This window comes from Flagellimonas sediminis, assembly GCF_010500845.1.
Classification (GTDB): domain Bacteria; phylum Bacteroidota; class Bacteroidia; order Flavobacteriales; family Flavobacteriaceae; genus Flagellimonas; species Flagellimonas sediminis.
In genome coordinates this window covers 1-2,456 of the sequence record NZ_JAAAMI010000021.1, presented here as the reverse complement: position 1 = coordinate 2,456, position 2,456 = coordinate 1, and the positions used below count along the sequence as shown (strand labels likewise).

4 protein-coding genes are annotated in these 2,456 nt (G+C 42.7%); all 4 read left to right on the top strand.

The genetic code is table 11. From position 1 onward, the window contains the following. Positions 1 to 49: 49 nt before the first annotated feature. Positions 50 to 508, top strand: a complete 459-nt coding sequence (locus tag GTK07_RS19015; protein WP_090294899.1) for a heme-binding domain-containing protein — start codon at positions 50 to 52, stop codon at positions 506 to 508. 339 nt (positions 509 to 847) lie between these two features. Beyond that, the gene (locus tag GTK07_RS19010; RefSeq protein WP_136565995.1) at positions 848 to 1,345 is read left to right on the top strand and encodes a YybH family protein; all 498 of its coding nucleotides are present in this window, start codon (positions 848 to 850) and stop codon (positions 1,343 to 1,345) included. Further along, positions 1,345 to 2,046 carry a PepSY domain-containing protein gene (locus GTK07_RS19005; protein ID WP_163636623.1) on the top strand — a complete coding sequence of 234 codons (702 nt, stop codon included), beginning with the start codon at positions 1,345 to 1,347 and terminating at the stop codon, positions 2,044 to 2,046. Before GTK07_RS19010 ends, GTK07_RS19005 begins: the two co-directional genes overlap by 1 nt. An 89-nt stretch (positions 2,047 to 2,135) precedes the next feature. Beyond that, positions 2,136 to 2,318 (top strand): hypothetical protein, encoded by a 183-nt coding sequence (locus tag GTK07_RS19000; RefSeq protein WP_036385858.1) that lies wholly within the window; start codon positions 2,136 to 2,138, stop codon positions 2,316 to 2,318. The last annotated feature ends 138 nt before the right edge of the window (positions 2,319 to 2,456 follow it).

The window sequence follows — 2,456 nt, the reverse complement described above, 5'->3', positions numbered from 1 at the left end:
TGGAAGTCAGATGTTGACCTGTGGTAAGGTGCAAAAGGAAATCAATTAAATGAAAGTGCTGAAAATCATAGCATTGGTAGTGCTATTGGGATTTGTGGGCATCCAGTTTGTGCCCACAGAACCCAACTTGAGCGATGTGGTTCCCGATACGGACTTCATGTCGGTGAACCAGGTTGCCAAGGATATCGAACACGATTTGCGGGTATCTTGCTATGATTGCCACAGTAACAACACCCAATACCCGTGGTACAATAAGGTCCAACCCATCGCCTGGTTTTTGGAAGAACACATCAAAGAGGGAAAGGAAGAACTCAATTTCAATGAATGGGGCGACTATTCGGATCGAAGAAAAAGGAGCAAACTAAAGTCCATCGCAAGTCAGATCGAAGACGATAAGATGCCCCTATCTTCCTATACCCTGATCCATAAGGATGCAAAATTATCGGTGGAAGAGAAAGAACGGATATTGACCTTGGTAAATGATCTAATGGAAGAATTGGATAATTGAAAATGACATGGAAATCACCCTAAAACCGGGACAAACGATATTGCTATTGTTGTTGGTCATCTCCGGTTACTATGAATAAGGAAATAAAGTCCTGAAAGGGAGGGGAACACCCAAAGTTGATTGGTTGGTGAGTTAGTTAGTTAATCGTTCCCTTCCCTTGTCAGGCACTAATGGAAAAGAAGATGAAAGATTGTTGTCGTGACAATGGACCTGTCCAGCCGAAAAAGGCCATTTTAAAAAAATGGTTGGCCCATATCCTGTATGGGATCGTCATTTCGATTGCCCTGGGAGCCTTTATCATACAATAAATACTAACCTAAACAATGCTAAAACAAACCAATGAAACGTATTACTTTACAGATTTTTCTAATGGCCGTATTTCTCACAGGGACAAGCTTTGGCCAAACAAACCCTAACAAGGAAAACCTAGACCAGGACAGGGCCGCTGTGCTGAGGATTTTGGAAAGCTATAAAGAAGCACTGCAAAATTTGACCACGGAAGGTACCTTGGAGCTTTTTGCGGAAGATTCCGAAGTTTTTGAATCCGGGGGCGTGGAAGGCACCTATCAACATTATCTCGACCATCATATAGGTCCAGAACTTGGACATTTCAACAGTTTTAGGTTTTCGGATTATACCATTGAAGTGAAGGTGGAGCTACCCTTTGCCTTTACTACGGAAAGCTATGTCTATACCATTGGCCTAAAATCGGAAAATGGAGGTGAGGGCAAAACGATCAGCAGAAAAGGGGTTGCCACCGCCATCCTTAAAAAAACGGATGGGGAATGGAAAATTGTAAAGATGCATAACTCCTCACGAAACAACGGGAAGAACTAATGGTCGGAAGAAAAACATCGATGAAGGTCAGAAAGATACATAGATATCTTGGCCTATTTATTGGGATCCAGTTCCTAATGTGGACCATCAGTGGACTATATTTTAGTTGGACGGACATTGACGAGATCCATGGAGATCAATTCATCAAGGAGCATCCGGACCAGTCAGAATTTGGGAATTTAATTGCTCCCAATGGACACGGGAACGTTAAAATCAAATCTTTGGAAATGAGAAATATAGGGGGAAGTCCCTATTATTGGATCAATGGTGGGGTTTTGATGGATGCACAAACGGGGGAGATCAAAAAGGGTATCGATGAACAACAGGCCTTGGCCGTTGCTTCACAGTATATGTTGCCCGAACTTAAGGTCAAAAGTGTCGAAAGACTCACCCAAACAGGTGGGCAGCACGAGTATCGTGGACGTCCATTACCGGCCTATGTGATCACCTATGAAACGGATGAAAACCTAAAAGCGTATGTCTCAGAGACCGATGGGTCGTTTCAACATGTAAGACATCGGTCCTGGAGATGGTTCGATTTTTTGTGGATGACCCATACCATGGACTATGAGGGACGGGACGATTTTAACACCATGGTTTTACGGATTTTTTCCCTGATGGGATTGATTACCGTTTTGAGCGGATTCTTGTTGTGGTATGTCAGCTCACCAACGATCAGAAAATTATGGAAAAGGCGATAGTTCAAACACATTGACATACTTATTTGGCAAAGGACTCCTGTTAGGAGCAAATAGTTGACTATTGTGCCAGTTGAACCATTTTGGGAAAAATGAGCGAACTTAGGAGGCAAAGACGAAAGAAAAAAAGGGATCTGGCGAAAAAGAAACGGGATCCGGCCAAGAAAAGAAAGGAAAAAAGAATGAAAATCCTTGGCATATTGGCCTTGATATTGATCATTATATTGGCAGTGGTCGTCATTTTTTTGAAGGCCCTGTGGAAATTCACTGCATGATATGGAAGTTGGGTCCAGTAAATCGAAAGATGTGTTGTACATCAAAAACATGGTCTGTCCGAGATGCATCATGGCCGTCAAAGGTATTTTGGACGATGAGGGCATTCCCTATATGAATGTGTCGTTGGGTGAAATAAC